Here is a 23,744-nt window from a genome sequence, read left to right as displayed (position 1 = left end):
AGCCCCCAGAGATCCGCAGATCCGCAGATCCGCAGACCCAAAGATCCAAAGACCGAGAGACCGCGAGACCGAGAGACCGAGAGACCAAGAACAGCATGACGACATACGCCTCCCTGCTCGCACCCATGGCAGCCGCCGCCCATGAAGTCGGCGCGCTCCTGACCAAGTCCCCGCAGCGCGCTGCCGCCCAGCCCGTCACCCCACCTGTCATCCCACCCGTCCCGTCCGCCACCCCACCCGTCATCCCGTCCGTCACCCAACCCGCCGACACCATGGACGAACTGGCCACGGCCTACCTCGCCGTGGAGGGCCCGGCCGTGGCCGTCATGCGCCGGCATCTGGATGCGCTGCTCCCCGGGGTGCCCTGGGCCGAGGAACTGCACGGCGAGCGCAGCCTCGGCAGTGGCGCGGACGCCGGGCTGCCGGCGGTCGGTGACGCGTGGATGGTGGACGTGATCGACGGCGCCGTGCAGTACATGCAGGGCCTGCCGCAGTTCTGCGTCAGCCTCGCGCTGGTACGGGACGGCGAGCCGGTGGCCGCCGCGTTGCATGCGCCGCTGCTCGGCGAGACGTACCTCGCCGCGGCCGGGCACGGCGCCACCCGCAACGGGGAACCGATCGCCCCGTCACAACGGACCCGGCTTGAGGCCGCCCTCGTGGGCACCAGCCATCCGCCCTTCATCGCGGAGCAGCCCACGGCCGCCGCGGCGGCCGGGAGGTCGCTCGCCGCGGTCCTGCCCGCCGTGAGCGCCGTCCGTAACCTGGGCCCCACCTCGTGGCAGATAGCCGACACGGCGGCGGGACGGCTGGACGCGTTCTGGGAGTACGGCCGGGACGACGCCAACCTGCTGCCCGGCGCGCTGGTCGCCCGCGAAGCGGGCGCCGTCGTCACCGACGCGGAGGGCCGCCCGTGGCGGACCGGGGCGGCCGGATTCCTCGTGGCGCCGCATGGGTTGCACGGGGCGCTGCTGGGACTGCTGAAGCCGTGACCGGCGGGGCGTGGGCGTGAACATGGGACGACTGGTGACTCAACAGAACTGCGCGGGGCGGACGTTGTCCGCGTGCCATGATCGGCGCATGGACGGAGCAGGGGCCACCTCAGCCGTGGCGGACGGGACGGACCGGACCTCCTGGGTGCGTATGGCAGCCCGTAACAACGCCGAGTGGTGCGCCGCGGTCTGCCGTGCCCACGGCATCTCCGGCGACTTCGGAGACGGCGTATGGACGAGCGCCCGCCGGACGCCCCCGCTTTACCCGGACGCCGTGACGCTCACGGAGCGCCTCGCCCCGCCGACGAGCGCGAAGCCGGGAGGCGAGCTTTCAGGAACGGCCCGCCCCGGCGGCCCCGCACCGCTCGCCGACCTGCTGTCCCGGATCGACACGGCGTCCCCCGGCTGCTCGGTCAAGGACAGTTTCGCGTGCCTGGACCTGGCCCCGGCAGGCTTCGAGGTGCTTCTCGAAGCCCAGTGGATCCACCGCCCACCCCAAGCCCCAGCCCCGGCCCCCACGCAACCGTCCACGAACCAGATCGCCTGGGACGTGCTCACCACACCCGCCGACCTGCCCGCCTGGACGGCGGCCTGGGGCGCCGAACCGGGCGACTGCGGCCCGTTCCGGCCGGAACTGCTCACGGACGATGCGACGACTTTCCTCCGCGCACGGGACGCCGACGGGCAGGTCGTGGCAGGGGCCGTCGCCACCGTCAGCACGTCGGTGGTGGGCCTGTCCAACGTCTTCACAGCCCCCGCGGCCAGCATGTACGGATACGGCCCACACCACACCTGGGCAGCCTGCCTCACCACCGTCACCGCCCACTGGCCCGGCCTGCCGGTCGTCGGCTACGAGTCCGGCGCCGACCTGGAAGCGGCGGTGGCGAACGGGTGCCGTACGGTCGGGCCGTTGCGGGTGTGGTGGCGGGGTGCGTGATGGCTCCTGACGATGTCCTGCTGCGGCGGGTACGCGATCTGTGGGAAACGGTGAGCGGAGCGGCCGTCGCGTTTCCACCGCCCGGCAGCCCCGCGGCCGTGGCCACCGCCCCCGGCTCCGGGCTGTGCCCGCCCGGATGGGTGGGAATCGTGACGCTCGACCGGTCGGCCATCGTCACCGCGCCGGACACCGCCATCGCCCACTCCCTGCGGCAAGCGCTCAGCGCCCTCCCAACCGACGCGCTGACCTGCGCCGACACCGTTCGATCAGTTGTGCCCGTCGCGGAGGTGCTGGGTCCGGCCCGCCTGGCGTACGTCACGGAGGACGCCTTCCGGCCCGTACCGTACGCGGATGGCGTGGAGCGTCTTTCGGCCGAAGGCCCGGACGTGACAGCCCTCTTGGAGTCGGTCGGCCCTGCGGACGCGCAGGAGAGCGGGCTGGCGGAGGTCACCTCACCCGTCTTCGCCCTCCGCGAGCGGGACGGATCATCAGGATGCCCCAACCACCCGAACGACCTTGGCCATTCGGAGGCCGCGCCACCCCTCATCGCCGCCGCTGGTTACCGCCACTGGCCCTGCGGCACCGCGCACCTCTGCGTCCTCACCACGCCGGAGCGGCGAGGGCAGCGCCTCGCCCGTCGCGTAGCATCCGCCGCAGTAGCACACGCGCTCGCTGCCAAACTGCTGCCCCAATGGCGCGCCCGCCCGCCGACCTCGCGGCGCGTGGCGCGGGTGTTGGGGTTCCGGGAGGTGGGGAGTCAGTTGAGCGTGCGGCCGGAAACCCCCATGGCCCCACACCCGTGACAGAAGGGGCGTAACAGAACCACCCGTGCGGGCGATGACGGAGGGCATGACGACTCGATTAGCAGCGGCCTGGTCGGCCCTCGGCCTCGCCGTGACCGCTCTGTTCGCGGCGGGCCCGGCCCTCGCCGCCGAAGGTCACGCCGCCACCACCGCCACCGCCTCCGCCACCGCCACCGCCACCGGCCCGGACGTGGCCGTCTCGCAGGCGGGCAACTACCCGACACAGCCCAACAGTTACGGGAACTTCTCCGTCCAGTGGACCTCGGTCGGTACGACCGACGTCACCGGGATCACCCACCTCACCGTGGACCTGCCGCCCGGCCTGAAGACCAGTGGCGCGCTGATGTACTCGACGCCGTACGACTACACGTTCAGCGAGAAGGTGTCGCCGGACGGGCGGCATCTGGAGGCGACCTTCCGGGGGACCCGGGTGCCCGGTCGCGGTGACTTCATGAAGGTGCAGGTCACCTCGGGTGCGGAGCGGCCGTCGGGGGTGATCAGGGCCACCGTCGCCAACCGCGACGACATGAATCCCGCCAACAACGTGAGCACGTACACGGTCAACGGCCCGCAGCAGCCCGCCGAAGTGCCGGACCGGCCGGTGGTGACCGCGATCGACACGGCCACCGGGCCGGGCGCCGGCGGCACCGCCGTCACCCTGACCGGGACCGGCCTGGACACCGGCTTCGTCCTCTTCGGCAGCGAACAGGCCAAGAACGTCAGCTGCACGGCCACGCGGTGCACCGCCACCTCGCCGGGCGGGTCCGGCAGTGTTCCGGTCACCGTGGTGACGCCGGGCGGAGCCGCTGAGGCGCCGGACGGGTTCGCGTACACCGGGCCGCCGCCCACGCCGCCCGCCGCCCCGGTGGTGACCGGGCTGAACGTGCGCGGCGGCCCGTCGCGGGGCGGGACTTCGGTGTACGTGCTGGGCAGGAACCTGGCGGGCGGCACGATCGCGTTCGGGGACGCGCCGGCGGCGCACGTGTCCTGCGGGGACTCGTTCTGCAGCAGCACCTCGCCCGCCGGGTCGGGCACCGTACACGTCACCGTGACCACGGCGGGCGGCACGAGCGCGACGGTGGACGCGGACCGGTTCACGTACGCGGACGCGACACCGCGGCGCTGAGGGCACGCCGAGGGCAGCGCCCCACGGCGCCTCACCCGTCGCGGCAGCACCATTGCACCGATCGGTGCCTGCTGGTTAGCTCTTGAGGGCTCCCGACCGTCCGGCTCGGGGGCCCGGGAGCGGCCGTACACGGTTCTGCGGAACCTCGGACCGGTTGGTTCTTCGAGGGGGTGGCCGGTGATGGGCGACGCGCCGGGCGGGGGCACGGGAACGAGACGCGCGGGAACCAGACGCGCGGAAGCGAATGGCACGGGCACAAGGCGTGCGCAAGCAAGTGGCACGGGTACGGATACGGGCACGGCAGCGTTACGGGACGTCCGTCCCCCACCACCACAACCCCCCGCCCCCTCACGCCGCCACCTCCTCCAAACCGGCGCCGCCCTCGCCGCGGGCGCCGCGAGCGCGCCGCTGCTCGCCGGCTGCGCGGCCTCGGAGGCCGACAGCGTCGGTGCCGACGGGCGGATCACCGTCGAGATGTGGCACGGCCAGGCCGACACCGGCCGCAAGGCCATCCAGTCGCTGGTGGACGACTTCAACCGCCGGCAGTCCCGCATCCGGGTGGAGGCCGGGGGCGGTGGCGTGGTGGCCGACGCGATGCTCCAGAAGGTGACGGCGGCGCTGGCCGCGGGCTCGTACCCGGACATCGCGCTGATCTTCGGGGCCGATCTGGCGCGGGTGGCCCGCAGCCCGCGCGTCGTCGACCTCACCGACACGCTGCGGGACTCCCCGTACTGGCCCCGGTTCTGGGGCTCGGTCCGCGAGGCGGTCACCCTCAACGGCAAGGTGCGGGCCGCGCCCGCCGTCCTGGACACCCTGTGCATCGTCTACAACCGAAAACTGTTCCGGCAGGCCGGGGTGCCGTACCCCAGACCGGGCTGGACGTGGGACGACTTCATCCGTACGGCGCGTCTGCTGACCGACCCGGGCCGCGGCGTCTTCGGTACGAGCTGGCCCGGCACCGGCGACGAGGACACCGTCTGGCGGCTGTGGCCGCTGGTGTGGGACCTCGGCGGTGAAGTCATCGCGCCGGACGGGCACAGCATCGGCTTCAAGGACGTCGGGGAGCGGGCGCTCAGCACGCTGGCGCGGCTCGCCGCCGACCGGAGCGTCTATGTGGATCCCAAGCCGGGCAGCGAGCAGATGCACCAGGTCTTCATCGGCGGCCGGATGGGCATGATGGCGACCGGGCCGTGGGAGCTGCCGGACATCGTGGCGGGCAAGGTCGACTACGACGTGGTGGCGCCGCCGACGTACAGCGGCCGGCCGTGCACGATCTCCGGGCCGGACACCTGGACCGTGTTCGACAACGGTCCGGCCCGGTCGCGGGCGGCGGTCGAGTTCGTGCGCTGGCTGGGCGACCCGGCGCAGGACGTGCGGTGGGCGGTGAACGGCGGCAGTCTGCCGCTGAGCACGGCGTCCGCCCGGCGGCCCGAGTGGCGGCGCTACGAGGCGCGGACCACCGGACTGCCGGTGTTCACCACCGCGTTGAGCACCGCGCGTGTCCGGCCCGTCCACCCGGCGTATCCGCAGATTTCGCAGGCGGTCGGCGAGGCGGTCGTCGCCGTACTGCTGGGCCGCAGCTCCCCCGCCGAGGCGCTGCGCACCTGTGCCGAGAAGGCCGACGCTGCGCTGCTGATCCCCCGATGAGACCGGATGACCCCTTGATGAGACCGGACGACGCGCACGACGCAGCGGCCGGACACGGCCGGACGGGAGAGGGTGCCATGCCGCCGAGGCCGCGTGCCGACCACCGTACGGGACCGGGGCGTACGGGGCCGGAGCGTGCGCCCCGCCGCACCCCATCGCGCACCCCACGCCCCCTCACCTTGAACCCCCGCCACGACGGCCCCGGGCACCGGCACCCGTCCGCCCCCACCCCTCGCCGCCCCCGCACCCTCGCGGGTCGCACCCGCCGGGAGAACGCCACCGCCTGGGCGTTCATCAGCCCATCCGTCCTGATCATCCTGGGCCTGAGCATCGTCCCCGTCGTCTGGTCGCTGCTGCTCTCCTTCCGGGCGGACGACCTGGTCACGCCGGGGCGCTGGGTGGGACTGGACAACTACCGCGCGCTGGTGCGGGATCCGGGCTTCCGTACGGCCGTGGAGAACACCCTCGTCTACGCGGGCCTGTACGTGCCGCTCAGCCTGGCCGGCGGCCTGGTGCTCGCGCTGGCGCTCAACCGCCGCATCCGGCTGATCGACCTCTACCGGACGCTGATCTTCGTACCGTTCGTGATCTCGGCCGCCGCGCAGGGCGTGCTGTTCTTCTTCATCCTCGACCCGCAGTTCGGTGTGGCCAACTCCCTGCTGCACCACCTGGGCGTGTCCCGGCAGGGCTTCCTCTCCGATCCCGGGCAGGCGCTGTACCTGCTGGTGGCCATCTCGCTGTGGAGCGGCGTCGGCTTCTGCGTCGTCGTCTACCTGGCCGCGCTCCAGGACGTACCGCAGGAGCTGATCGAATCCGCGCGGCTGGACGGCGCGAACCGGCTACGGGTGCTGTGGCACATCAAGCTGCCCTCCCTGATGCCGGTGACCGTCTTCCTGCTCCTGTGGGAGCTGATCACCGCGCTCCAGGTCTTCGACCTGATCTACGTGACCACCAAGGGCGGCCCGCTCGGGTCGACCACCGTCATCGTCTACTTCGTATGGGAGCAGGCGTTCCAGATGTTCACCGCCGGATACGGGGCCGCCGCCGCGTACGTCCTCGCCGCCGCCCTGCTCGTCACGGGCACCGCCCTGCGCCTGTACCGGCGGCGCCGGCCGGGCGCCGCGCCGGACGGAGCGGTACGGTGACCGCGCCCGCCCCCGCGGCCGACGCCGCCCGTCGGCGTACGCCCCCGGCGCCCCCGGCCCGGGCCCGCCGCCGGCTGCCCTTCAGCGCCTGGCACCTGCTGCTCGCGCCGCTGTCGCTGGGCTTCGCGCTGCCGCTGGTGTGGCTGGTGCTGAGTTCGGTGATGACCAACGCGGAGATCAACCGGTTCCCGCCGTCGCTGTGGCCGTCCGGTGTCGACCTCGGCGGGTACGACTACGTGCTGGGCAACGCGATGTTCCCGCGCTGGTTCGCCAACTCCTCGGTCGTCGCGGTCACGGCGGTGCTCTCCAACCTGGTGCTCGGCTCGCTGGGCGGCTACGCCTTCGCCCGGATGCGGTTCGCCGGGTCCCGGCTGGTGCTCGGGCTGATGCTGGCGACCATGGTCATCCCGTTCCAGCTGACCATGATCCCGACGTTCCTGGTGATGAAGGAGCTGGGGCTGATCGACACGCTGGGGGCGCTGATCGTGCCGTCGCTGGTCACCCCGTTCGCGGTCTTCCTCTTCCGGCAGTTCTTCCTCGCGCTGCCCCGGGAGCTGGAGGAGGCGGCCTGGATCGACGGGTGCTCGCGGCTGCGGGTGCTGTACTCCGTCGTGCTGCCGCTGGCCCGCCCGGCGCTGGCCACCGTGGCCGTACTGACCTTCCTGACCACCTGGAACGATCTGACCTGGCCGCTCATCGCGATCAACCACGACACCCAGTACACCCTCCAGCTGGGCCTGACGACCTTCCAGGGACAGCACCACAACCGGTGGTCGGCGATCATGGCGGGCAATGTGATCACCGTGCTGCCGGTGCTGGTGGCGTTCCTCTTCGCGCAGAAGACCTTCATCCAGTCGCTGACGTCGAGCGGGTTGAAGGGGTAGCCCCGGCCCGCCCGCCGCGTTCCCCGCCCAGTCACGCCCCGGAGGTGTCCGTGCCCCGTCCCTTCGATCTCCTCGTGATCGGCGACGCCAACCCCGATGTGGTGGTCGGCCCGGTCCCGCGCGCGCCGGAGTTCGGGCAGCGCGAGCAACTCGTAGAAACAGGGCGCATGTTGCTGGGCGGGTCGGCCGCGATCACGGCCTGTGGCGCCGCCCGGCTGGGGCTGCGGGTGGCGTTCGCCGGGCGGGTCGGTGACGACGCGGCGGGTGCCTTCGTCCGTACGGTACTGGCCGAGCGCGGCGTCGACGTGTCGGCGCTGGCCACCGACCCGGAACTGCCCACCCCGCTCACCACCGTCCTCACGCACGGCGCCGACCGCGCGATCCTCACCGCCCCCGGCTGCCTGACTGCCACCGGGCCGCGGGACGTGCCGGACCGGCTGCTGGCCGCGTCCCGGCACGTCCACGCCGGATCGTTCTTCCTGATGCCGCGGCTGGCCCGGTCGCTCGGCGGCATCTTCGCGCGGGCCCGCGGGCACGGCGCGGCCACCTCGCTCGACACGAACGACGACCCCGCGCAGTGCTGGGCCCCGGAACTCCTCGGTCCCGTCCTGAAGTTTGTCGATGTCCTGCTGCCGAACGCGGCGGAGGCGCGGGCACTGGCCGCGGCACTGGCGCCCGCGTCGCCGGAACTGGCGCTCGCGTCGCCGGAACTGGCACCCGAGTCGCCGGAAGGTGACGGTGCGGACATCGGCCCGGCCACCGCTGCCGCCGCCCTCGCCCGCCTCGGCCCCCTGGTCGTCCTCAAGGACGGCGCGGCCGGCGCGCTCGCCCACGACGGCGCCGTCCTCACCCGTACCGCCGCCGTGCCCGCCGACCCGGTGGACACCGTCGGTGCGGGCGACAGCTTCGACGCCGGCTTCATCGCCGCGGTCCTGCACGGCCTGGACCTGCCCGCGGCGCTCTCCCTCGCCGCGGCCTGCGGCGCCCTGTCCACCCGCGCCCACGGCGGTACGGAAGCCCAGCCCACCTGGGACGAGGCACGCGCCGCTGCCCTCACGACCCGACCAGGGAGCACCGCATGACCAGCACCGCCCCAACCGGCCGCACCGGCACCGGCACCGTGAAGATCGCCTTCATCGGCGCCGGCAGCGTCGTCTTCACCCAGGGCCTCCTCGCCGACCTGCTCGCCTTCCCCGAGCTGCGGCGCATCCACGTCGCCCTGCACGACATCGACGCCGAACGCCTCGCCACCGCCGAGGGCGCGGCCCGCCACATCGCCGCCACCCGTGGCGCCGACCCCGAGATCACCGCGCACCCGGACCGGCGCGCGGCACTCGACGGCGCGGACTTCGTCATCAACACCGTGCAGGTCGGCATGAACGCCGCCACCCGTACGGACTTCGACATCCCCGCCCGCTACGGCCTGCGCCAGACCATCGGCGACACCCTCGGCGTCGGCGGCATCTTCCGCGCGCTGCGCACCTTCCCGCTGCTGCGCGCCCTCGCCGACGACATCGCCGAACTCTGTCCGGACGCCTGGCTGCTGAACTACACCAACCCGATGGCGATGAACGTCATGTATCTGGCGCGTGCCACGCCGCTGCGCCGCGTCGTCGGCCTGTGCCACTCGGTTTACTGGACCGCGCGGGACCTCGCCGAGCTGCTGGACGTCCCGTACGAGGACATCACCTACCTGGCCGCCGGGGTCAATCATCAGGCGTGGATGCTGCGTTTAGAACGAAACGGGCAGAGCCTGTACCCGCTGCTGGACGACGTGATCGCCAAGGACCCGCAGCTGCTGCGCCGGGTGCGCGTGGACATGTACCGCAGGCTCGGCTACTACCCGACCGAGACCAGCGAGCACTCGTCCGAATACGTGCCCTGGTATCTGCACCACGACAGCGAGGTGGAGCGGCTGCGGCTGCCGATCGGCACGTACCTGGACATCATCGAGGAGAACACCGCCGAGTACGAGAAGACCCGGGACGCGCTCGCGGCCGGCTCGCCACTGCCGGTGGAGGGCACGATGGAGTACGCGCCGCAGATCATCCACAGCATCGTCTCCGGCACCCCGCGCACGGTCTACGGCAATGTGCCCAACCACGGCCTGGTGGACAACCTGCCCGCCGAGGCGGTGGTGGAAGTGCCGTGTCTGGTCGACCCGCTGGGCGTGCAGCCCACCCGGGTCGGCGCGCTGCCCCCGCAGTGCGCGGCCCTGAACCGGACGTATGTGAGCGCCAACGACCTGGTCGTACGGGCCGCGGTGGAGGGCGAGCCGCGCCACATCCGGCACGCGGCGATGGCGGACCCCGCCACCGCCGCCGCGCTGCCGGTCGAACGCATCTGGGACCTGTGCGACGACCTCGTACGCGCCCACGCCGACCTGCTCCAGCCGGAGCTGCGGGAGGTGCTGGGGCACTGAGCCGGGCCCCGGCCCTTACTGGAGCCCGAGGGCCATCCACTTGCCCGGGTCGGCCAGCGGCTCGAAGCCGACACGGGCGTAGACCTCGTGGGCATCGCCGGTCGCCAGCAGGATGCGGCGCAGACCGCACGGCGCCAGGTGGTCGCGGATGTGGGTGACGAGCGCCGTGCCGAGGCCCTTGCCGCGGGCGACCGGAGCGATGTAGACGTCGCAGAGCCAGGCGAAGGTGGTGTGGTCGGTGACGACCCGGGCGTAGCCGACCTGCCGCCCCTGGCCGTCCGCGGCGGGGTCCTCCTCGTACAGGCCGAAGTTGAGCGATCCGGCCACCGCCCGGTCCTGGCGCTCGCGGGGGCGGCCGAGCGCCCAGTAGGCGTCGGTGGAGAGCCAGTGGTGGATCAGGGCCAGGTCCAGCCGGTCCGGGTCGGTGGAAACCGCGTAACCGGCCGGAATGCCGTCGGTCACGGGCTCGGGGGCGCTGTCGCCGCGGGTCGTGTCGTTCATGGCGGGAGGCTGGCAGAGGATCCGGACGGAGTCGAACGGATTACCCGGAGCCCCCCGGCCCGCTTCCTTCGCTCCGTCCGCGGCGACCGGAACCCGCACAGCCTCATGCGCTGCCGATGAGCGGACGGGGGAAGGGGCAGCCACCGCCCGCGCGGTCTTGAAAACCCGGCGAAGGCTCTCAGCCCTTGTCGACCGTGTAATACACCTCGTACTTCCACGAGGAGGCCGCATCCGACTCAGTGCTGCATGACCATTTCTTGCCGGTGCCCGGCTTGAGGTCCTTGACCGGAGCATCCAGGGTGAGTTGCCCCAGTTTCTCGTCCTGGCCCATTCTGCCGAAGACCGCATCCGTCGCCGTGTACGCGGTGGATACGAGCAGTGAGCCCGACGGGACGGGCAGCGCCCCGACCGCGGTGGTGATCTTGCCGACCGCCTCCCCGCGCTTCTTCCCGTCACCATTCACGTCCCGGTTGTAGGCGGCAATGCCGAGGTGCAGCTTCTCGGCATCCGCGAGAGGGCCGTCGAAGACCACGCGCTGGTCGGACGGGAACGCAAGCTCCTGACCGTCATCGATCTTCAGAGGAGTGGTCAGAACCGCCTGGGTCCTTCCTCCTGCGACAGCGGCTCCCACAACGTAGAAATCGTCAGCTCCACTCGTGTTTTCGGTGTGGAAGCACTTGACGCGGTCAAGCGTGATTCTCAGATTCATTGCGCCCTTCCGATACTGTCCGCGATCGGCCCTCACTGCCGGCAGACCGACGGCCGGGCAAGCCCCACGCGTGTGTGGACGTCCTGAGCCTGACCAGATGATGCAGCATCACCCTCCCCCCGCGCGTGTCCCGTGATGCGACAGCCTGCGAAACCTCACTCCAACGCCGCGTGAATGACGTACGTCTGCGGCAGACCGTGGAGCCCGCGCCACCGGGGTCGATCCTCCGCTCCCCCTATTGGCCGCCCGCCCTATTGGCCGCCCGCCCTATTGGCCGCCCGACCGGATTCGACCAGACGATACGTCCGGAGTCACCCATACTGATGATATGCCTGCGCGACTCTGGCATTGACCGGAATTCCGCGTTCTGCTGATGGCGACTCCAGTCCTGGGGGGCCACCCAGAAGAAGGGCCGGTTATGCGCCGGATGAAGAACTCTCCGACTCTGCGACGCTCACGGCGAGGTACCGCGGCTCGCAGAGTTTTCGCTGCCCTGGTCGCGCTCGGCATGGGGATCATGAGTCCGGCCACGCCCGCGGAAGCCGATTCCCTGGAGGGGGTCACCGTCATGATCAGAAGCAAGGAAACCGGCCGATGCCTCTTCATGGACAACTCCCATGTAGCCACGGCCGGATGCAACTGGTCGGCCCCGAATCAAAGGTGGCGGCTCACGGACGGGCACAACGGCCGGTACCACCTGAAAAACGTTGACCGCGGAGACTGCCTGGGCGGATTTCCCTTGAACAATAATGCAGTCTTCGTGGGGTACTGCGACGACCACAACAAATGGTTCATCGCCGGAAAAGTGATGGAAGCATCGATCTTCATGCGGAGCTCATTCTTGCGGGCCTGCCTGGACGGCACCTCGGACGGCGCGGCCTTCACCTGGGCATGCCACGACACCGATCGCCAGCGGTGGGCGCTGCTCAAGGTGTAGCGCGGAGAGCGAGCGCCTCACCCCTCCCAGCCGTCACAGGCCATTACCGAACAAGGGGTGCGGCACAGCTGCTCACCTCGTCATAGGCCGTACGCAACCGCCGTACCCCTTCCGCCAGTTCGGCCACGCCGGAGGCCTGCGCGAACGCCAGGCGCACATGCGGGGCCGGGGGCTCGGCGGCGAAGTACGGGCGGCCCGGGGCGACCGCGACGCCCGCGCGCAGCGCCGCTCCGGCGAGCGCCGTCTCGTCCGTGCCGTCCGGCAGCCGCAGCCAGAGGTGGTAACCGCCGAGCGGTACGACCTGCACGCCGAGGCCGGGAGCGGCCGCGTCCGTACCCTCGAAGCCCATCCGCAGCGCTGCGACCAGCGCTTCCCGGCGCACCGCCAACTGACCCGACAGAAGCCGCAGATGACGGGACCACGCCGGGGAACCCACCAGTTCCAGAGCCGCTTCCTGGAGTGGCCTGGGCACGAAGAAGCTGTCCACGACCTGGATGGCGCGCAGCCGGTCCAGTACCGGGCCGCGCGCGGCGAGCGCGCCCACGCGCAGGCTCGGCGATGTGGCCTTGGTGAGCGAGCAGACGTGCACGACCGTGCCGTCCGGGTCGTCGGCGATCAGTGTGGGCGGCAGCGCGGGCGCGCCCTCGTGGACGAGCCGGCGCGCGAAGTCGTCCTCCACCACGAACGCCCCGGCGGCCCGCGCGATCCGCAGCACCTCGGCCCGGCGCCCGGCGGCCAGCACCGATCCGGTCGGATTCTGGAAGAGCGGCTGGCAGACGAACAGCCGGGCGCCGCTGGCCCGGAACGCGTCGGCCAGCAGATCGGTCCGTACGCCGTCCGCATCCGCCGGTACGGGGACCGGCCGCAGCCCGGACGCGCGGGCCGCGGCCAGCATGCCCGGATACGTCGGCGACTCGACGAGCACCGGCGCGCCCGGCGGGGCGAGCGCCCGCAGTGCCGCGGTCAGGGCGCTCTGCCCGCCTGCCGTCACCAGGACGTCGGAGGCCGCGAGCGCTCCGCCGGGGCCGCCGATCTCGCGCGCGAACCACGCCCGCAGCTCGGTGACGCCTTCCACCGGCGGCCGTCCCCAGGCCCCCGGCCGCCGCCCGGCCCGCGCGAGCGCGGCGGCGAGCGCGCGCTCCGGCTGGAGGTCGGGGTGCAGGTAGCCGCCGTTCAGCTCGATGACGCCGGGGGCGGTCTCGGCGAGGGTGGCCAGTACACCCGAGTCGTCCACACCGCGCGGCGCGTGGTCGCCACCGGCCTCGGCACTCAGCGCGATCTCCTGCCAGGAGGTGTCCACGGGACGGGCCTGCGGCCGGGCCTCCGCGCGGAACGCCCCGGCGCCGGGCCGGGTGATCACCAGCCCCTCGGCCGCCAGCTCGGCCAGCGCGCGGGAGACCGTCACCGGGCTCACCCGGTGCCGCTCCACCAGGGCGCGGCTCGACGGCAGCTTCTCACCGGGTGAGTAGCGGTTGAGGCTGTCTCGCAGGGTTCCGGCGAGTTCGGCGACGCTGCTACGCTCGTGCATGAGAGAGCACGATAGCGCTACCAGCAGCAGCACGATAGCGGTCAGCACCCCGGGCGGGGTGCCGGGGACCGGCCCGAGCGGGGTGACGGACCTCGCCGCCGCCCCTCCACCCGGCGACGCGCCCACCGTGGCCGCCCCTCCGCGCGTCAGCGCCCCCGCGAGCGCCCCCGCCTCAACCCCGGCCCCCCATACCGCCGCCCGCGGCACCCTGCTCGCCGCCCTCGGTGTCGCCTCCTTCTCGCTCACCTTCCCCGCCACCGCGTGGGCCCTGGAGGGCATGGGCGCCTGGACGGTGGTGACGCTGCGCAGCGTGCTCGCCGCCCTCATCGCCGGGTGCTGCCTGGCCGCGTTCCGGGTCCGGCCGCCCGAGCGGCGGCACTGGGCGGGCCTGGCCGTCGTGGCGGCCGGCGTCGTCCTCGGCTTCCCGCTGCTGACCACCCTCGCCCTGGAGACCTCCACCACCTCGCACGCGGCGGTCGTCGTCGGTCTGCTGCCGCTGACCACCGCGGTGTTCTCGGCCGTACGGACCGGGGCCCGGCCCTCGAAGGCGTTCTGGGCCGCGGCGCTGGCCGGCGCCGCCGTCGTCATCGGCTTCACCGTCCAGCAGAGCGGCGGCGCGCTGAGCACCGGCGACCTCTACCTCTTCGCCGCGCTCCTGGTGTGCGCGGCGGGCTACACCGAAGGCGGCCGGCTCGCCCGGCACCTGCCCGGCTGGCAGGTGATCGGCTGGGCGCTGCTGCTCGCCCTGCCGGTCACCGCGCCCGGCGCGGCCCTCGCCCTGCTCGCCGAGCCGCCGCACTTCACGGCGCACGCGGTGGCGGGCCTGCTGTGGCTGTCGTTCGGCTCGCAGTTCCTGGGACTGGTGGTCTGGTACCGCGGCATGGCGGCGATCGGCGTGTCCAAGGCCAGCCAACTCCAGCTCGCGCAGCCGCTGCTGACGCTGGTCTGGTCCGTACTGCTGCTGGGCGAACAACTGCCACTGGCAGCCCCGGTCGCCGCCGTCGCCGTCCTGGTCTGCATCGCGGTCACCCAGCGCTCCGCCACCTGAGCTTGTTTCATGGTTTGCGAGCTTTGAGTTGATTACGTTCAGCGATGCTCTCGGCGGGCAGGCCCGGCCGGTTCTCCCCAGGGACGGCGGAGGTCGGCCGCGGCTTCGCGGGTGAGCCGCCGGGCAGGTGATCCACCGCCAGGCAGGTCAGGGTGCCGTCGATGGCGGGGAGTTCGCCGCCGGGGGTCGATCCACGCACTGTGGGTGGTGAGCCGGTGGCGGATACGGTCCCGGGTCACCGCCTGCACGGTGCCGTAGCGGCGTACTCCTTGAGCGAGGGTGTCGGCCGCCGCATGACACGGTTCGAACGCATCCGTCCCAGCACCTCGATGGGCAGGCCGTCGAAGAAGTAGGCCATGCGCGGGGCACCGCATCCGACGTCGAAGACGACCAAAATGTCCTCATCACCGGTCTCCCGCTGGCCCTGGCCGATCAGATCGGTGACCACGCGGCGGACCTGGATGGCGGTGACCTCGACGACATCACCGTCGGAGCCGGGCCTGATCGCGTCCGGCAGCCGGCACCACGACGTGCGTTCCGTCACCAGCGCGGCGACGAAGGAGTACAGCCGACCGGGGATGAGCTGGTCATTGGAGCGTCCCGAGCGGCCGTGGACGTGACAGAACAGACGGTCCGACCTGGTCAGCGCATCGGGCCGCAGCCACGCGAAGACATCGCCCGCCAGGGCCAGCCGGCATCGCCGAGAATATGGGGCCGGTGCACCCGCGGCCGAACCACCGCTCGGCCAGGCTCGACCACCCCGGCGAGCTGTCTGTCATCAAAGGCACCTTGCTCCGGCCGAAGGCCGAGCACCTGTCGAAGAGCCGCACCGCGCCGCCGGTGTGGCTGTGGCCCTCCCGCACCGGGGGCACCGCTACCGAGGTGGACCGCCGGTGGCAGGGCTACCTCCGCAGGTTCGATCTTGAGCACACCTTCCGGTCCGCACAACAGACGCTCGGCTGGACCGCCCCAAAGCTCCGCACTCCGCAGGCGGCGGATCGCTGGACCTGGCTCCTGATCGTCGCCCACACCCAACTGCGGCTCGTCCGGTCTCTGGCCGTCGACCTGCGCCGCCCCTGGGAGAAGCCGGCCGAGCCCGAGCGGATGACTCCCGCGCAGGTCCGCTGTTTCAACCCCGGCAGTCAGACCGCAGTGGGGATGTAGGGCGATGCTGCGACCTGGGCCATCGTCCGAAGTTTTGTGAAGTAGGAGGCGCAGTACTCCTCGTTGATCAGTGGCACGATCTTGTCGAGGTCGGCGATGCAGCCCCAGAGGGAGGCAATGCCCCTGTCGTCGAGTCCGCCGTTCAGTTCTCTTTGCACGAGACCGGCGACATCGGCGTCCAGGAGGACCAGGTCCACGCCGTCGAAGTCCACGCCGCGGAAGCCGTCGGGGAACAGTGCGCGCAGGTGGTCCTTCCACAGCTGGGCGAGTCCGCCAACGGGCCGTGCTCCGCCCACCGGGGTGGCTGTCGCCTCTGCTGCGGACGGTGGGCGAAGGAGCAGTGCGACGGCATCGAAGACGGCACGCACCATGGCGACCGCTCGGGCCTGTCCGAGGGCGGCACTCGACACGGCGCCCTGCGTGAGCCGGTCGCGCAGCAGCCGGCTGCGGTCGAGTTCGGCGGCGAGTCCGGCCGTGATGAGCCCTGCGCTGGTGGCCCGCTGGATCAGGGCGTGGAGCGGGTCGTTCGAGCCCAGACGCTCGGCGAGGACGTGCTCCAGGGCGAACAGGGAGTGCGTGACGGCGACGGTGGCGAACTCGTACCGGTAGTAGGAGTGCCGGATGAGTTCGCGGGAGGTTTCCATCGCGCTCATGACATACATCGACGCCCCGTGAGGCAGCACCAGGTCCGAGACCAGGGCGTGCATGCCGCCGTAGTCCTGAACGATGTCGAGGCCACGTGGGTCCGGCACGGGCATGGAGGGCGGGCCGGGCACCGGCGGCAGGGTGTTCACCGGGGCAGTCTTGTCGCCGGAAGGCTGTCGGTGCCACCGGATTTACCCGGGGCGGTTGCCCACCCGTCTGCCGCACGTCGCCGCCGGCCCGGTCCGGCCTTGAAGAACAAGCCGAGAGTTCGTGCCACAGCCCCATGGCACAGTCCCTGACCAAATGGCTCACAGGCCCTCACCGAATGGCCGACGGACACCGCCCGGGGTACCGCTCTCCACGGGTGCAACGGTGGGGCCCGGCCGTACACTTGCCGCCACGGAACACACACCCTCCGACCGACTGACGAGGAGGCCGTAGCCGATGCGTGCGAGTGTGGGAGACCGGCTGCTGGTGCACGGCAGGATCGTGGGGCAGCACGACCGGACCGCCGAGATCATCGAAGTGCTGGGCGAGAACGGCACCCCGCCCTACCGCGTCCGTTTCGAGGACGGGCACGAGACCCTGATGTCCCCGGGCCCGGACACCGTCGTACGGCCCTTCCCCACGGCCGGCGCCCAGGAGTAGCGGCACGGCCCGGGCGGCGGGCGCCGCCCGGTGCGCCGCTCATACGGTCCGCGGTGGCACGGTCGGCCCGGGGTAGTGGTCGGCCACGACCCGCGCCATCGCCCCGGTGCGGTCCTCGGCCACCTCCTTCGCCGAGAAGAAGATGTGGCCGCGCACTCTCGGGTGGCGGCGGGCGAAGGTGAGGTGGCGGGAGAGTTCGGCGGGGTCCTGCCAGGCGGGAGGCTGGCCGGGCGCCCCCGCCTTGTAGAGGGCCTCGCCGACGCACAGGTGCACCCGTGTCCCCGCGACCGTCTCGGCCCACCAGGGCACGAGCTTCGCGTAGTCGGCGGCGGGGAACCCGATGTTCCAGTACACCTGCGGCACGATGTAGTCGATCCACTCCTCGCGCACCCACTTACGGGTGTCGGCGTAGAGGTCGTCGTAGGTCTGCACGCCCGCGCGGGTGTCGGATCCGGCCGGATCGGTGGCCTGGTTGCGCCATATGGCGAAGGGGCTGATGCCGAAGCGTACGGGGCGGTGGTGCGGACGGCGCCGCCGGTGCCACCGGCTCCGCCCCGGCCCGCGGCCCGCGCCGGGCCCCCGGCCGCCGCCCGGTGACCGCGCCCCGCGCACCCGCTCCGCGGTCTCGCGCACGAGCAGGTCGATGTTGGCGCGCCGCCAGTCCGCGCGGGTCTCGAAGTCGCCGCCGTACTCCTCGTAAGCGGCGTCGTCGTCGAAGGTCTCGCCCGCCACCGGATAGGGGTAGAAGTAGTCGTCGAAGTGGACGCCGTCGATGTCGTACCGCTCCACCGCGTCGAGGATCGCGTCCTGCACGAAGCCGCGGACCTCGGGCAGGCCCGGGTTGTAGTAGAGCTTGCCGCCGTACGGCACGGCCCAGTCCGGGTGCAGCCGCGCCGGGTGGGTGGGCACCAGCCGCGACGGGTCGGTGTGGTTGGCGATGCGGTACGGGTTGAACCAGGCGTGCAGTTCCAGGCCGCGCCGGTGGGCCTCGCGCACGGCGAAGCCGAGGGGGTCCCAGCCCGGGTCGCGGCCCTGCGTCCCGGTCAGGTACTCCGACCAGGGCTCGTACGGGGAGGGCCACAGCGCGTCCGCCGTGGGCCGCACCTGGAAGATCACGGTGTTGAGGCGGCGCGTGACCGCCACGTCCAGGTAGCGGAGCAGCTCGGCCTGCTGCTGAGCGGGCGGCAGCCCGGGCCTGGAGGGCCAGTCCCGGTTGGCGACCGTCGCCAGCCACATGCCGCGGAACTCCGCCCGTCCGCCGTCCGCGCCCCGGCCGCGGGCCGCCGCGCCCCCGGTGCCCGGTACCGCGGCGGCCGCGGTGAGGGCCGCGACCGTGAAGGCTCTTCGTGTGATCCGTCTCATGCCACGCCCCCAAAGTGTCCGGTACGTCCCGTCCTAAGGCACCAGGATGCCCGCCCCTCCCCCCGCCGCACAGCATTCCGCGGAGTAACGTCGGGGCCGAGGCGGACGCCGGGGTCCCTGCCGCAGGCACGGACCCCTCGCGCGTGCCGCCGGACCCCGAGATCAGCGAAAGGCACGATGTGACCGACATCGAACGCGTCGGAGTGGTGGGCTGCGGCCAGATGGGCGCCGGTATCGCCGAGGTGTGCGCCCGCGCCGGCCTGGACGTGATGGTCGCTGAGACCACCGGCGAGGCGTTGGAGCTGGGCCGCACGCGGCTGACCAATTCCCTCGGCAAGGCGGCCGAACGCGGCAAGATCACTGTCGCGGAGCGGGACGCGACGCTCGGCCGGCTCAGCTTCACCACCGACCTCGGCGAGTTCGCCGACCGCGACCTCGTCATCGAGGCGGTCGTGGAGAACGAGCAGGTCAAGACGGAGATCTTCCAGGTCCTCGACCAGGTGATCAGCCGCCCGGACGCGATCCTGGCCTCCAACACCTCCTCGATCCCGCTGGTCAAGCTGGCCGTCGCCACCTCCCGCCCCGACCAGGTCATCGGCATCCACTTCTTCAACCCGGCGCCGGTGCAGAAGCTGGTCGAGCTGATCCCCGCGCTGACCACCGGCGAGGAGACGATCAAGCGGGCCGAGGCCCTGGTCCAGAACGTGCTGGGCAAGCACGCGATCCGCGCCCAGGACCGTTCCGGCTTCGTCGTCAACGCGCTGCTGATCCCGTACCTGCTCTCCGCGATCCGGATGTTCGAGTCCGGCATCGCCAGCCGCGAGGACATCGACAACGGCATGGAGCTGGGCTGCGCCCACCCGATGGGCCCGCTCAGGCTCTCCGACCTGATCGGCCTGGACACGGTCGCCTCGGTCGCAGCCTCGATGTACGACGAGTACAAGGAACCGCTGTACGCCGCTCCCCCGCTGCTGGCCCGCATGGTGGATGCGGGGCGGCTGGGGCGGAAGACCGGGTCGGGGTTCTATACGTACTGAGGCGTGGGGCTGCGCCGCCAAGTAACGCTGTTCGAGGGCAGATTCACCCGGAACAGCGTCTACGGCGGCGCCGTCGCCGGGTGGCTCGCGCAGCGCCTGCCAAACCCCCCGCCCGAGCATCCTCGCCCGGCCACCATGGCCTGCCCGAGACACAACTTGGCGAGCGTCACCTGCTGGTAGGAAAACGGCTTTGACCTGGGGCTTTGCGCCTTTCGGAGCTGTCGGAGCCTTTCCCTCCTACCCAGCGGAAAGCCCCAGGAAAGTTCCTGGGACAGAGCTGAAGTCCCAGAAGAGTCCCAGGGAAGCACCTCGTCCGGAGCGGCCGGGCCAGGGCGGCCGAGTCCGCATCAATGGTGCAGGTGAATGGGATTCGCCCCCAGACCTGCGCATTACGAGCACGACAGCGACAGTGACGCCTTATTGAGAGCGAGCTGCGGGATTGCTCTTCCAGGCCCTGTGCAGTCGCGCAAGCAGTCCCTGCGGAAACGTCCCCTGTGGACCTCGACCGCCAGCTCGGCCCCCTCGGTGGCGACGAAGGCCGGGGTGAGGATGTGCTTGGAGCGGGGCGGCGGATGCTTCTTTTTGCCAGTGTTCTTCTCGGCGTTGTTCACGGGCGATTCATCCCCAGTCCATGGTTTCAAACAGCTTCCCCAGAAGTCCCCAAGTGGCCGGTGAGGACCTGGTGTCGCAGACGGGTTTCGGTGTCGGCGCCGGGTCCGGGGACTGCCAGTAGCTCGCGCATCAGTTGCCGTCCGGCGACCAGCACACTGGTGAGTGCACGTACTTCTCTGGCTCGATCGGCCCCTGGGGCGTCACAGCGGTGAGGGTGCAGCAGTTTGCCCATGGCGTACGTTTTGAGCACCGCGAGGGGAAGGAGAGGTCGTCCGGCGAGGGATGCAAGCGGGCCAGGCAGAAGATGGGACACACGGCGGCGACACCCCGGGCGTTGAGCATGTTGTGGCCTCGGCCGACCGGGCCTTCCGGCGCGACGAGAACGTCCGCTCCCGTGGCCGGGAACTCTGCGATACGTCGGCGGGAGAGCCCGTAGGGCCCTGGGGACTGGTGGTCGGGAATGACATGCAGAGCACGAACACCGGTACGAGTGTTCAAGTAGTGGGCGCTGGTTTCCGCATCCTGGGTGCTCAGGACGACGAACAGTGCCTGTCGGCGGTCTTCGTCGACGCTCCGCCGCACTTGGTCCAACAGGGAGAGACTTGCCCCAGGGTCGGGGGTACACACCGCATCGGTCATGTCAACGGGTCTGGAATGCATGCCAAAGTCGCGCACCTACCAGCCCGAGCGCGGCTCCGCGACACGAGCTGGCTTGGAGCAGTCCGCGCTGTGTGAGTGACAGGGCGCATGCCGCGGTTGGCGGCCGGAGCCAATCCCAGACAGCTCGGCAAGCGTGCCGTGAAGCTGAGTACGCAGCTGAACCAGGGGGAGGGCTCCGGCTTGACGATCAGCTTGGCTCGTACGGCTGGGCTGCGCCCCCATCCCGGTAGTGAGCGGGCACATCCGCCCCTGCTCGCCGGGACGCGGGTTCGCAGTCCTCGGACGACCCGGCCTGGAACGGTATGACTCCGACCAGCCGGCCAGGTACGGCTGCGCGACAGAGACGGCTTTTGCTGGTGCGGGCCCCTCTCACCTGGCTACGGAGGCGACAAGAGGCATAGGAGTCATGGGATGAGGATGGCGGCGATGCGGGCCAGCAGTGTGGGCGGCACCGCGGCCAGCGGTCGTAGGGTGGGTCGGCACGGCTCGTACGTGACCGGCCCCGCTGTTGTCAGTGGCTGGGAGTATCGTCTTTCACCTACGGTGCTTGCCGTGCCGACTGCGCAGCGGTGGATGCTGAATTGCGCTGGCTTCGGAGAGCACCTCGGGACGTCTATCTGCGCTGATCGCCGATGGCTGGGGGGACACCGTGACTGAGGCGACGGACGACTGAGGTAACGGACGACGAGATGGCGCGGGATTACGACAGCCAGCTGTTGGAGTCGGTGGCAGTACGCCGCCGCAGGATGCGAGATGCCCTGTTGTTCGGTGCGCAGCGGGGGCGGCGTACGGCGGACGAGCGACTGGGGAAGGTCTTCGGGGGGATCGCTCTCACGGCCGTCTTGTGTGCGGGATGTGTGGGGTGGTCGTTTCTTCAGCACACGCTGGCCACGCAGAAGGCCGAGCAGGAGAAGCAGCAGCGTCAAGTGCAGCCGTACGGGCAGCCGGCGAAGTCCGCGAAATCCTAGAAGTCCACGGACCGAACTCGGACAGAGTCGACGGCATTCCTGGGGAATATGGGAAGAGCTCCCCGGGGCGAAAGAAGGGCTCCCTGAACACAGGGCCAGGGCGGAGGCATGCTCCATTTGCCCAAACAGTTCGTCAACCTCACGATGATAGGCTGCGGTAAGTGGTGAGTAGAGCAGCGAGTTCCCGGGCGCAACTGAGCCGAGTGACGCTGGTCGGTGAACGACGCCGGGCCGATGTCGTCCTGCTCTCCGATACGCCGATAGGGCAGCTGATCCCGGAGATCCTGCCGTTGCTGGGTGATCGGCCCGCACCGCGGCCGGTAGCTCGGCAGTTGATGACGTCCGATGGTTCTGTCCTGCCGCACGACAGCACGCTGGCGTCGGCCGGGGTGTCCGACGGCGCCGTGCTCCGGCTCGTCACGACGCACTCCGCACCGCCGGCTCCCGTGGTGCACGACGTCACCGATCAGGTGGCCGACGACCTCGACCTGCGGGCTTGGCGCTGGCGTCCTGCTGCGCGCCGGGCCGGTGCGGGTGCGGCGGCCGTCGCCTTCGCCGTGATCGCCGCGCTGCTCGCCCGCCGTGTATTTTCGCTCGGCTCCCTCGTCGGTGTTCTGTCAGTCGTATCGCCTGCGCTCCTGGCGGCCGGTGCGCTCGTCGCCAGGATCGGGCGGGGAAACCGGGGACTGGCGACCGCACTCCTGCTCACCGCTGGCGGGCTCGGTGTGCTCACGGCGTGGACGGCTGCCGATGCGTTCGGCTGGTCAGGCACCGGACGCCTCGCTGCCGTCGCGGGTGTGCTGGTCGTGACACTCGTGTTTCTGGGTTACTTCTCTCCGCTGGGCAAGGGCGGACTGGTCGGTGCGGTGACCACCGCCGCGATCGCCGTTGTGTGGGAGGTGACGGCCGCGGTTCAGGGCGACCCTGCCCGGCTCGGTGCCGTCATGGCTGTTTTCTCTTTGGTGGTGCTCGGCGTACTGCCGCGGCTCGCGCTGATGGCGTCGGGGCTCACCACGCTCGATGACCGGCGTTCGGGCGGCGCCTCTGTCAGCCGTCACCAGGTGGGTACTGCGCTGGCGGCGACGCATCGGGGCCTTGCCCTCTCGACGGTCGTCACTGCGGTTTCGGCGGCCGCTGCCGGCTGGCTGCTCACGCTGGCGGAGACGCCGACTGTATGGACCGTGGTGCTGGTGGCGCTCGTTGCCGTGGTGCTGGCGTCGAGAGCGCGAGCGTTCCCACTGGTCGCTGAGGTTGTTGCGCTTTTGTCAGCCGCGTCGTGTCTCCTGGTGCGCCTGGTGATGTGGTGGATGGAGCATGCGGGGGGTGCCGGGCCGCTGGCTCTGCTGTGTGCGGCCGCAGTGCTGCCGTTGGCTGTTTTGGCGATGCAGGTGCCCGAGCATGTACAGGTGCGGCTTCGCCGCATGGGCGATCTGGTCGAGTCGATCGGCCTGGTGGTGCTCTTCCCGCTCGCCGTCGGCGTGTTCGGTGTCTACGGGCGGTTGCTCAACCAGTTCTGACAGTTTTGAGTCGTTGTACCAGCGCTCCGAGCGGGGCAGCAGGTTGGGGGGAGGGGCAGGCGTGCCGAGCGGAGACGGCTGGCAGGGTGATGTACTGCGCGACCTGAGAAGCGGCGCCCAGCAGGGTACGCAAGCCCCCGACGGACAGGCGCTGCACGCTTCCGTGCCGGGACACCCTGCCCAACCCGCGCAGGACATCCCGGCGCCGGACGCCGCCCACCGCGGTGACACGCCGCAGGGCACGGGCTATCCGTATCAGGCGCAGGAGCGGCAGCCTCCAGCCGCGTACGCCCCGGACTCCCGGCCTCAGAGTGCTCCCGGCTCCCGCCCTGTGGTGGACGAGGGCATGCTCGGCGCGCTACGCAGCAAGCCGCAGCACGGCGAGTCCTTCGCCGCGCGCGCCACACGTACCCTGCGCCGTACGCTCTCCTCGTCCGCCGCGCGGGAAGTCGCCG

The 23,744-nt window shown here is 71.3% G+C and carries 20 protein-coding genes and 3 pseudogenes; 17 read left to right on the top strand and 6 right to left on the bottom strand.

Annotated features, from left to right (window positions below):
* The first annotated feature begins 95 nt into the window (after positions 1 to 95).
* The 9 genes from IH45_RS0133320 to melA all read left to right on the top strand — a co-directional run bounded on the left by IH45_RS0133320 (position 96) and on the right by melA (position 9,953).
* Entirely contained in the window at positions 96 to 989 is an 894-nt protein-coding gene (locus tag IH45_RS0133320) for an inositol monophosphatase family protein (protein ID WP_030677258.1), read from the top strand.
* Positions 990 to 1,077: 88 nt separating this feature from the next.
* Positions 1,078 to 1,926, top strand: coding sequence for a hypothetical protein (locus tag IH45_RS0133315; RefSeq protein WP_050515358.1), 849 nt, complete (start codon positions 1,078 to 1,080; stop codon positions 1,924 to 1,926).
* Positions 1,926 to 2,729 (top strand): GNAT family N-acetyltransferase, encoded by an 804-nt coding sequence (locus tag IH45_RS0133310; RefSeq protein ID WP_030677252.1) that lies wholly within the window; start codon positions 1,926 to 1,928, stop codon positions 2,727 to 2,729. The genes IH45_RS0133315 and IH45_RS0133310 overlap by 1 nt, the downstream gene beginning before the upstream one ends.
* A gap of 46 nt (positions 2,730 to 2,775) precedes the next feature.
* Entirely contained in the window at positions 2,776 to 3,855 is a 1,080-nt protein-coding gene (locus tag IH45_RS1000000145555) for an IPT/TIG domain-containing protein (RefSeq protein ID WP_158813344.1), read from the top strand.
* Positions 3,856 to 4,329: 474 nt separating this feature from the next.
* Positions 4,330 to 5,502, top strand: a complete 1,173-nt coding sequence (locus tag IH45_RS0133300; protein WP_324607968.1) for an ABC transporter substrate-binding protein — start codon at positions 4,330 to 4,332, stop codon at positions 5,500 to 5,502.
* Between the two features lie 179 nt (positions 5,503 to 5,681).
* Complete coding sequence (locus IH45_RS0133295; protein ID WP_032918768.1) at positions 5,682 to 6,647, top strand: carbohydrate ABC transporter permease; 966 nt, start codon at positions 5,682 to 5,684, stop codon at positions 6,645 to 6,647.
* A complete protein-coding gene (locus IH45_RS0133290; RefSeq protein WP_030677235.1) occupies positions 6,644 to 7,531 on the top strand; it encodes a carbohydrate ABC transporter permease in 888 nt (295 codons plus the stop codon). The genes IH45_RS0133295 and IH45_RS0133290 overlap by 4 nt, the downstream gene beginning before the upstream one ends.
* 50 nt (positions 7,532 to 7,581) lie before the next feature.
* Positions 7,582 to 8,613, top strand: coding sequence for a carbohydrate kinase family protein (locus tag IH45_RS0133285; RefSeq protein WP_030677232.1), 1,032 nt, complete (start codon positions 7,582 to 7,584; stop codon positions 8,611 to 8,613).
* The gene (gene melA, locus IH45_RS0133280; RefSeq protein WP_030677231.1) at positions 8,610 to 9,953 is read left to right on the top strand and encodes an alpha-glucosidase/alpha-galactosidase; all 1,344 of its coding nucleotides are present in this window, start codon (positions 8,610 to 8,612) and stop codon (positions 9,951 to 9,953) included. The genes IH45_RS0133285 and melA overlap by 4 nt, the downstream gene beginning before the upstream one ends.
* A gap of 15 nt (positions 9,954 to 9,968) precedes the next feature.
* Here melA and IH45_RS0133275 read toward each other — a convergent pair whose 3' ends face one another.
* Positions 9,969 to 10,454: a GNAT family N-acetyltransferase gene (locus IH45_RS0133275; protein WP_050515359.1), complete on the bottom strand. Its 486-nt coding sequence runs from the start codon at positions 10,452 to 10,454 to the stop codon at positions 9,969 to 9,971.
* 178 nt (positions 10,455 to 10,632) lie between these two features.
* Positions 10,633 to 11,163 carry a hypothetical protein gene (locus IH45_RS0133270; RefSeq protein WP_158813342.1) on the bottom strand — a complete coding sequence of 177 codons (531 nt, stop codon included), beginning with the start codon at positions 11,161 to 11,163 and terminating at the stop codon, positions 10,633 to 10,635.
* A gap of 517 nt (positions 11,164 to 11,680) precedes the next feature.
* Here IH45_RS0133270 and IH45_RS1000000147170 point away from each other — a divergent pair.
* The gene (locus IH45_RS1000000147170) at positions 11,681 to 12,100 is read left to right on the top strand and encodes an RICIN domain-containing protein (protein ID WP_158813340.1); all 420 of its coding nucleotides are present in this window, start codon (positions 11,681 to 11,683) and stop codon (positions 12,098 to 12,100) included.
* 43 nt (positions 12,101 to 12,143) lie between these two features.
* On the opposite strand, the gene IH45_RS0133260 is transcribed toward IH45_RS1000000147170, so the two are convergent.
* On the bottom strand, positions 12,144 to 13,628 hold the full coding sequence (locus IH45_RS0133260) for an aminotransferase-like domain-containing protein (protein ID WP_032918766.1): 1,485 nt from the start codon (positions 13,626 to 13,628) through the stop codon (positions 12,144 to 12,146).
* Between IH45_RS0133260 and IH45_RS0133255 the strand changes: the two genes are divergently transcribed.
* Positions 13,627 to 14,676: a DMT family transporter gene (locus tag IH45_RS0133255; protein WP_030677227.1), complete on the top strand. Its 1,050-nt coding sequence runs from the start codon at positions 13,627 to 13,629 to the stop codon at positions 14,674 to 14,676. The two genes, IH45_RS0133260 and IH45_RS0133255, sit on opposite strands and share 2 nt — an antisense overlap.
* A 100-nt stretch (positions 14,677 to 14,776) precedes the next feature.
* Here IH45_RS0133255 and IH45_RS1000000147165 read toward each other — a convergent pair.
* Positions 14,777 to 15,403 (bottom strand): annotated as a pseudogene (locus IH45_RS1000000147165) (transposase); the annotation flags it as partial.
* Between IH45_RS1000000147165 and IH45_RS0133245 the strand changes: the two are divergent.
* A pseudogene (locus IH45_RS0133245) lies at positions 15,394 to 15,801 on the top strand (NF041680 family putative transposase); the annotation flags it as partial. The pseudogenes IH45_RS1000000147165 and IH45_RS0133245 sit on opposite strands and share 10 nt — an antisense overlap.
* Positions 15,802 to 15,818: 17 nt before the next feature.
* Here IH45_RS0133245 and IH45_RS1000000147160 read toward each other — a convergent pair.
* Positions 15,819 to 16,634, bottom strand: coding sequence for a hypothetical protein (locus tag IH45_RS1000000147160; protein WP_234440771.1), 816 nt, complete (start codon positions 16,632 to 16,634; stop codon positions 15,819 to 15,821).
* 295 nt (positions 16,635 to 16,929) lie between these two features.
* On the opposite strand from IH45_RS1000000147160, the gene IH45_RS0133235 reads away from it, so the two are divergent.
* A complete protein-coding gene (locus IH45_RS0133235; protein ID WP_030677223.1) occupies positions 16,930 to 17,133 on the top strand; it encodes a DUF1918 domain-containing protein in 204 nt (67 codons plus the stop codon).
* Between the two features lie 39 nt (positions 17,134 to 17,172).
* On the opposite strand, the gene IH45_RS0133230 is transcribed toward IH45_RS0133235, so the two are convergent.
* Positions 17,173 to 18,495 carry a glycoside hydrolase family 10-like protein gene (locus tag IH45_RS0133230; protein ID WP_030677221.1) on the bottom strand — a complete coding sequence of 441 codons (1,323 nt, stop codon included), beginning with the start codon at positions 18,493 to 18,495 and terminating at the stop codon, positions 17,173 to 17,175.
* Positions 18,496 to 18,674: 179 nt separating this feature from the next.
* Here IH45_RS0133230 and IH45_RS0133225 point away from each other — a divergent pair, with 179 nt between their 5' ends.
* The 4 genes and pseudogenes from IH45_RS0133225 to IH45_RS1000000149525 all read left to right on the top strand — a co-directional run.
* Positions 18,675 to 19,532: a 3-hydroxybutyryl-CoA dehydrogenase gene (locus IH45_RS0133225; protein ID WP_030677217.1), complete on the top strand. Its 858-nt coding sequence runs from the start codon at positions 18,675 to 18,677 to the stop codon at positions 19,530 to 19,532.
* A gap of 1,961 nt (positions 19,533 to 21,493) precedes the next feature.
* The gene (locus IH45_RS1000000150285; protein ID WP_030677213.1) at positions 21,494 to 21,772 is read left to right on the top strand and encodes a hypothetical protein; all 279 of its coding nucleotides are present in this window, start codon (positions 21,494 to 21,496) and stop codon (positions 21,770 to 21,772) included.
* A gap of 161 nt (positions 21,773 to 21,933) precedes the next feature.
* Positions 21,934 to 23,289, top strand: coding sequence for a type VII secretion integral membrane protein EccD (gene eccD, locus IH45_RS0133215; RefSeq protein ID WP_030677212.1), 1,356 nt, complete (start codon positions 21,934 to 21,936; stop codon positions 23,287 to 23,289).
* Between the two features lie 61 nt (positions 23,290 to 23,350).
* Positions 23,351 to 23,744, top strand: a pseudogene (locus IH45_RS1000000149525) (MinD/ParA family protein); the annotation flags it as partial.

The sequence above is a fragment of the Streptomyces rimosus subsp. rimosus genome (genome assembly GCF_000720725.1).
GTDB lineage: Bacteria > Actinomycetota > Actinomycetes > Streptomycetales > Streptomycetaceae > Streptomyces > Streptomyces rimosus_A.
Note: the sequence above shows the minus strand (reverse complement) of the source record. Positions and strands in the feature narration are given on the sequence as shown.